We start from the raw sequence: 6588 nt of genomic DNA, 5'->3' as shown, positions 1-6588 counted from the left end.
TGCACCAGTTGGAGGACAACTGGAACAAGGCCGGGCATGAGGTGCGTCAGATCATCGCCCAGCTGATCGGTTCGATGGAGCAGTCCGACCAGATCGCCCAGACCGCCCTCCAACGAGCCGCCAGCGCCGTCCACCTGTGACCGCGCCAGCAACCAGCACCAGGTTTGGGCGGACGTGTGATGGAGCGGAGGTGACACGGTGAGTGGTTGGAAGATCAACAACGGGCAGGTGCGGGCCGTTTTGAGTGATGTGTCGGGTTGTGCGGACCGGTTCTGGGAGGGTTTGAGCGAGGAGAAGTTCGCTGATCTGTCGGGTTGTTTGACGGGTGGGGCCGTTGAGGGCTCGGCGACGGTGAACACGGTGTCTGGGGCGGTGCCCGGGGCGGTTGACGAGTTGATTGGTTCGCTGAGTGACGAGTTGGCGATGATCGCTAACCGTGTGCAGGCCGGTGTTGTTGGTGTGGCGAGCTCGACCGTGGCGTACATGCAGGGCAATGAGGAGATGGCCGGCAGGTTCCAGTCCGAGATGGCCGCGGCGGCCGGTAGCGGTGATTTCGGTTTCTTCGAGGAGAACAACGTGCTCGACCCGTGACCGGTCTGGTTGGCGGGGGCCTGGCGTGTTCGGGGCCCCCTTGAACCCTTCTTCCCTTTTCACCCCTGTAGGAGGCGTTTGGTATGTCGGAGGGCCTAGTCGACCCGGAGATGATCCCGAGGATCGACACGGGTTGTGTGACGGACGCGGCGGAGGATCTGCGAGCCATGGGCGGCTCGGTTGCCGAGAACACGGACGCGATGGTGGCGGCGTGGGCTGGTCTGCGGGCCGAGGGCGTCTATGTGGCGCCCGAGGCTGAGACGGTGTACGGCTTGTTGGATCCGGCGGTGGCCGCGGCTGGGGAGGTGGAGTCGGCTCTGGGTGGGGCGGCTGACGCGCTGGATGTGTTCGCCGAGGAGCTCGAGGAGATCAAACCCGGGTTGGAGGAGTTGCGGGCCGAGGCGGCTGCGTTCCGGGCGAGGGCGCTCAGTGGGGTGGACGAGCCGGCCTCGAAGTCCCCGGTGTTCGTTCCTTCTTATGGTGCGGGCTCGTTCCGTTCTGGTGAGGGCGCCGAGGACAAGCAGTGGTGGGAGTCCGGCCGGTTGTGTGAGGAGAACTCGAAGCTGCTCGCGCGGATCAATGATCAGGTCATCCGGATCGTCAACGCCGAGAACGCGTGCGTGAACGCCCTCCATGACCTGATCCCTGAGTGTTTCGTGCAGCAGCCGACCGATCTGACCGGTGATGTGCTTGACCAGCTCGGTGATCTGCCGTGGGGCGGGCCGAGCGAGTACCAGTCGAAGAACTGCGTCGAGTCGGCCGTGCTGGGCCTGTGCGATGCCATCGTGGACATGGTCGCCGGCGCGGGGTCGTTGGTTGCCGGTTATGACCCGCGTACCGGCGAGTTCGGGAACTGGGACGTGACCGGGCAGACCTGGGCGGGGCTGGGGAACCTGGGCCTGTCCCTGCTGGCCATGGTCCCGGCGCCTGTTCCGGCTGCTTCTGTGGCTGAGTGTGCGCGGGGCACCGGGGCTGACAACCAAGCCACCAGGTTCATCCGCGAGAAGGAGCATGACCTGTGGAACACCGTGGCGGGGATGGTGAACATTGATCCTGCGGCTGATGACCCGTTCGCGGCGTGGAAGAAGGACGGTGTGCGCTCGGCGGTGTCTGCGGGTGTGAACATCGGTACCTTCTTCGTCCCGGGCGCCGAGGTCGGTGGCGCCATGAAGGGTGCCGGTCTTGCGGGCAAGGCCGGCAGGATGGCCCTGCGTGGTCTGGGGGCCTTCGCCGACACGGCCATCCCTGGTGGTTCCTTCGCGGTGAAGGCCGGCGAGGCCGGCCTCAAGGCCGCCGATGCGGCCGCCCACGCCGCAGAGGGCGCCGGCCTGGTCTCACGGGCCGCCAGGGCCATCGAGAACGGCGCACTGCACAACCCCAGCCTCCCAGACCCGGGCCGGGCCGGTGGCCTCCCAGTCAAGGACGGCCCGGGCCTGGACCTGAGCGGCGCCAGCGCAGGCAAGGCCCCGCCGCAGGCCGATGTCGGGGCCGGCCAGACCCGGCGCGGACTCGACGGGCTCCAGGACCCCGCCGGTACGCCGGACATGCCCGACTCGGCACGAGCCGGCGCACCTGACCTGGGCGAGGGTGCTGCCCGACACGGCACCGATACTGCTGCTGGCGCGGGACGCTCGGCCGGCAACGGCCCGGAGACCGGTACCGGTGAGGTCTCGGCCCGTCACGGTGACCCGGATGCTTCAGCTGGCGGTATGCACTCCGATCCCGATGCCTACAACAGATCAGGGCGCAATGGCACAGGTACTCCTCATGAGGTGGATGCTCGTGGTCGGGATATTGGCGGTTCAGGAACCCGAGAGGACACCCCGGCCAAGCACGCTGACGGTGAGGGCAATGGCGCCAGTGATAACACTGAAGGCGATCACAGGCAAACCGACCCGGAACAGAATGCATCCAAACCCGCATACACTCGCGAGGAAGTGAGGCAGGCCCTTGAAGCTGCACCTCGTGACGAACACGGCGTTCCATTGGATCACCGGACGGGACAGCCACTACTTCTTGAGAACGTAAGAGGCGACCGCGGCTGGATCATGCACTGGGACCCCGACGCCGAAATGTGGCTGGCGGAGAACCGCGGGAATGGATACCCGAACGGGCTTCCACCCAAGGGAGAGCCGAACTCATATGGATATGATGCGAACGGGAACCGCATGCCGTATGCGAACCACCGCCCCTCATACGACCCAGGAGATCAGGCCAACGGGATACCGAGCCAGGAAGAGCGCGTCTTCAATGCAGCCAAGGACGAGAATGGCGATGTGTATGTCACACAGATAGATGAAAGCAGGAGGCGTGTTGAATGGGAGCCGGGCCAGCCGCACAATGACATGGAGAAGGGATGGGACATGGGCCACAAGCCCGGTAAAGAGTATGCTAAGATGAGAGACAAGTATCTCAACCACGAGTACAGTCCTGACCCCATCGAGAATGAAAGACTGTTCTTGGAGGACTACCGAAACCCGGATAATTACATACCCCAGGATCCGATGCGAAATCGATCTCACATGGATGAGATTCCGTGATAGGGGTTCTTGTGGTGGTTTGTGTGGGAGGTGTTTGTTGTGGCGTATGATCCGGTTGTCGCGGCTCTTTTCTCCAGGGGGACGTCGGGTTTCGAGGGGATGTATGAACCCGGTTTGGTGAATTTGTGTGAGTATGATGTGAGTCTGCTCATGCACGTGCTGTTGGAGGAGACCGATCCCGGGGCGCGCGTGTACTGGGTGGGCAGGCTGCTCGATGATGGTGCTGATCCGAGGGTGGGGCTCGCCGATGGGTATGGCGTGATTCATGCCTTGTGTGCGAACAAGGGTCTGGCCCCGGATGTGGATGCCGGGTTGATGCGCCGTCTTGTTGAGTGCGGGGCTGATGTCAACCAGCTGTCCAAACGGTGGGGCTACCCGCTGCAGGTGCTCATCACCCGGACCAATGTCAAGGATGATTTCCTCATGCCGATCTACGAGGTGTTCCTTGAACAGCCGGATTTGGATGTGCGCTCTGCCAACCGGTTCGGTGTCGGGGTTCTTGAGCAGGCGAGGATGTGGTACCCGCATCACCCGAGGCTGGCCGTCCTGCTGGAGGGCTATGAGCGGGCTCATGGCCGTGATGTGGAGCGGCCGTTGTGGTTCCTGGCGTTGTCGGGTAGCTATGACGAGTTCGTGGCCGGGTACAGTCCGGACCGGGTGAACGAGGTGACTCGTGATCGTACGCTGCTGATGGAGGCCATGGGCAATCCTGATCCTGCCGCGCGGGCCCGGATCGCCGAGCGGTTGATCGCCGACGGCGTCGATGTGAACTATGCGCACCCCGGATACGGGGTGGGCGCGGTGAACCTGCTCGTGCAGGCCCCGGACCTGGGTTCGCCAGAGAATCTCGCGTTGTTCCGGGAGCTGTTGGCGGCCGGTGTCGACCCGAACGCCGAGGACGGCAGCACGGGCCGGCCCCTGGGATACATTGCGGGTGCTAGGAAGCGGAAGAAGAAACCGGAACTGGATCTGAGTGGCTATTACGAGGTGTTGTTGGCCAGGGATGATCTCGAACTGCTGGATCCCGGTAGTCGTGGGCGTAGTGTCCTCGACGTGGTGAGGTCCAGGGATGACCAGTCAGACGGCCTGCTGGACGCGGTGACTGGCTGGCTGGTCTCGCATGGGCTGGAGGTTCCGCCCCCGCAGTCGAACCTGAAGGCATCCGCCCGCAAGAAGAAAAAGAAGAAGTAGGAAGGATTGTCATGACGTCCTCGCATGTGCCTCATGGGGAGTTCATTCCGGGCGCTGGGACCTCGTTGACGACGTACAACGTGTTGGAGCGTCGTGAGCGTATCCGGTGGATGGTCCGGGCGAACCCTCGGAACGAGGCGGACAATGGCTGGCGGGTCTTCAGTCACATCGACACGAGTGAGTATCTCGCGGATCAGGCGAACTGGGTGGTCGTTGATTTCAACACGTTGTGTGCTCTGGAGCCTGCGCTGATCGGGATCTGGAACATGCCGGTCGGTTCTGATCTTCAGATAGTCGATGACGGCCAGCGGATCCGTGTCGTGGACACCCCTACGGGCCGGGAGATCCCGCTTGAGGAGCAGTTCGACCCCACCGCCCCGCCGCCACCGGGGGGCTGGCCCCAGTACCGTGGCTACGTGGACCCGTCCGATGATTTCCTGGAGAGCTGCAAGACGATCTTCTCCGGCGCGGTCACCGAGCTGACCGTCCCCTGGCAGGAGTTGATGGTCGCTTTCTTCGTCGCGAGCCCCACCCGGTGCAAGATCAGGGCCTTGGCCGACGGCACCGAGATCACCAGCTGGCCTGCCGGCCGGTACGCCGAGGAACTCACGCAGGCCGCCGGGAAATGGCATGCCGGGACATACCGGGACGGCCGACCCGGGGCACTGTTCGGAGCAGTGAAAATGACCCGCCAGCCCCCCGAGATGAGATTCGTGTCCTACCACGACGCCCCACCCAACTATCTGGCAAGCGACTGGGAGGACGACATGTACTCAGGAGACGAAGAAATACTGAGAACCCGATTCGCACGCCACTTCAAGGACTGAAACCCAGACCCAGCCCTAGGCTCTGATGTCTTCCGGCCTAGTTATCCACCTCATGCGAGGTCAGAAATATTAGTCCAGGGTGGATGTGGTTAAATTCGCTCCCGCATGAAGAATCCATGGTGTGAGATCTTTCAAGTGAAAGGATTGGGGGCTGAGGTGGATACCCAAGAATTGCTTGAACGTTATATCGAGATCATCACTCCTGAAGTCAAGTCCATTGGAACCAATTGGGAATACATTTATATTTTCTCGGCTGTTTTCGATGGCAATGTTGCTGATTTCACCACAGGTGTCACCCCACGCGGTGAAAGCAAGCTGGGCTGGTTCTCTCGTGAGGGCAGGAGTGATCTGGGTGATTTGCTGATGAAGTGGCAGCGCGGTCTTTCGGGCGCCGGTGCGAAGGGTTTCGCATTGATCGCCAGGGTTGATCGTCAGAACGTTGAGACCAGATTCTTCTATGGTGATGACGCTGAAGAATGGGAAGTCACTCGTGAGTGGCAACATTTCATGGACAAGGCTCAGGAGCTGTTTTCCTGAGGCCATATTTTAGTGATTTGGTAAACTCTTGGTCATGAAAGAGCTCCCTGTGGTTTTATTGCGTCAAGGATGCTGTGTAGGCGGCCCTCGATAGTGAGGCGCCGACCCGCCGAGGTGACCCGGATGTCTCGGCTAGAGGCGAGTCTCCCTGTCGATAATGCCGATGGTCCGGACACGGGAGAGGATGCCACGAGCAGGCACGCCAAGACATGTCCTCCCGAGGAGAAGATGACGGATGACAACAAGGAATCTCCGGTCTGCGGACCGGGGAGAGGGGTGTCGGAGTGAGTGAGACCAACGCGGGCCCCGATACCCAAGTGACAATGGTCAAGGCCCTGCGCGAGGGGCTTACCGCGTGGATGCGGGAGAACCGAGTACCTGCAGGCGGTGGTGCAGGCCGTGGGGGAACGTCACAGTGGCTGGATCCGTTCCTACCACGACAACCGGCCTTACGACAATGTGGCGCCTGCCGAGTTGTACGACCAGATGATCGCGCTGCGCGGCCTGCTGGCCCAACCCGACTCGTGCCACTTTAGTGTGGGGGCCAGGTGAGGCCGAGGGTGTCGAGGATGGTTTGGGCTGCGGGTGTGATCTGGTCGTGAGCGGGTAGGGTTTGGCCAGCGATGTTGACGTTCATTTCATGGATTGGCTCGAGTGTTTCGATGATTTTGGCGACGGATTTCCCGGTGATTGTTTGCAGGCGGTGTGAGACGGCGAGTGCGGCCATCACGATGGTGAGGTGGGCTTCGATCGCCTCGCGGGTGTGATGGAAGACCGGGCGGGCTTTCAGGTCGCTCTTCGACATCCTGAAGGATTTCTCGATTAGCCAGAGCTCGTGATAGTCGGCAATGAGTTCTGCCGCGGAGATTCGGGTGGCGGGCATGTTCGTGACGTAGCCTTTC

The 6588-nt window shown here is 62.1% G+C and carries 8 protein-coding genes; 7 read left to right on the top strand and 1 reads right to left on the bottom strand.

Annotated features, from left to right (window positions below; all coding sequences use genetic code 11):
* The first annotated feature begins 8 nt into the window (after positions 1-8).
* From D9T14_RS14585 to D9T14_RS13765, 7 genes are all read left to right on the top strand, one after another.
* Entirely contained in the window at positions 9-140 is a 132-nt protein-coding gene (locus tag D9T14_RS14585; protein ID WP_510749563.1) for a hypothetical protein, read from the top strand.
* 58 nt (positions 141-198) lie between these two features.
* On the top strand, positions 199-591 hold the full coding sequence (locus D9T14_RS12975; protein WP_119161421.1) for a DUF6507 family protein: 393 nt from the start codon (positions 199-201) through the stop codon (positions 589-591).
* A gap of 110 nt (positions 592-701) precedes the next feature.
* Complete coding sequence (locus D9T14_RS14015; protein ID WP_220668352.1) at positions 702-3131, top strand: GH-E family nuclease; 2430 nt, start codon at positions 702-704, stop codon at positions 3129-3131.
* Between the two features lie 39 nt (positions 3132-3170).
* Positions 3171-4322: an ankyrin repeat domain-containing protein gene (locus D9T14_RS12965; protein WP_126464150.1), complete on the top strand. Its 1152-nt coding sequence runs from the start codon at positions 3171-3173 to the stop codon at positions 4320-4322.
* A gap of 11 nt (positions 4323-4333) precedes the next feature.
* The gene (locus D9T14_RS12960; RefSeq protein ID WP_182482054.1) at positions 4334-5149 is read left to right on the top strand and encodes a DUF2185 domain-containing protein; all 816 of its coding nucleotides are present in this window, start codon (positions 4334-4336) and stop codon (positions 5147-5149) included.
* A 105-nt stretch (positions 5150-5254) separates the two neighbouring features.
* Positions 5255-5686, top strand: a complete 432-nt coding sequence (locus tag D9T14_RS12955; protein WP_126464149.1) for a hypothetical protein — start codon at positions 5255-5257, stop codon at positions 5684-5686.
* A 399-nt stretch (positions 5687-6085) separates the two neighbouring features.
* Complete coding sequence (locus tag D9T14_RS13765) at positions 6086-6238, top strand: hypothetical protein (protein ID WP_170175630.1); 153 nt, start codon at positions 6086-6088, stop codon at positions 6236-6238.
* Here the strand turns inward: D9T14_RS13765 and D9T14_RS12950 are convergent.
* Positions 6219-6588, bottom strand: a 370-nt coding sequence (locus D9T14_RS12950) for an IS1634 family transposase (protein ID WP_147434132.1), incomplete at its 5' end; no start/stop codon positions are given. The genes D9T14_RS13765 and D9T14_RS12950 overlap by 20 nt on opposite strands.

The organism is Propionibacterium australiense, assembly GCF_003666605.1.
GTDB classification, from domain to species: domain Bacteria; phylum Actinomycetota; class Actinomycetes; order Propionibacteriales; family Propionibacteriaceae; genus Propionibacterium; species Propionibacterium australiense.
This window is presented reverse-complemented; position numbering and strand designations above follow the sequence as displayed.

Coding starts and splice junctions, on each gene's coding strand:
- D9T14_RS12960 (WP_182482054.1), top strand. CDS start 4,334: ATGACGTCCTCGCATGTGCCTCATGGGGAGTTCATTCCGGGCGCTGGG.
- D9T14_RS14015 (WP_220668352.1), top strand. CDS start 702: ATGATCCCGAGGATCGACACGGGTTGTGTGACGGACGCGGCGGAGGAT.
- D9T14_RS12955 (WP_126464149.1), top strand. CDS start 5,255: ATGAAGAATCCATGGTGTGAGATCTTTCAAGTGAAAGGATTGGGGGCT.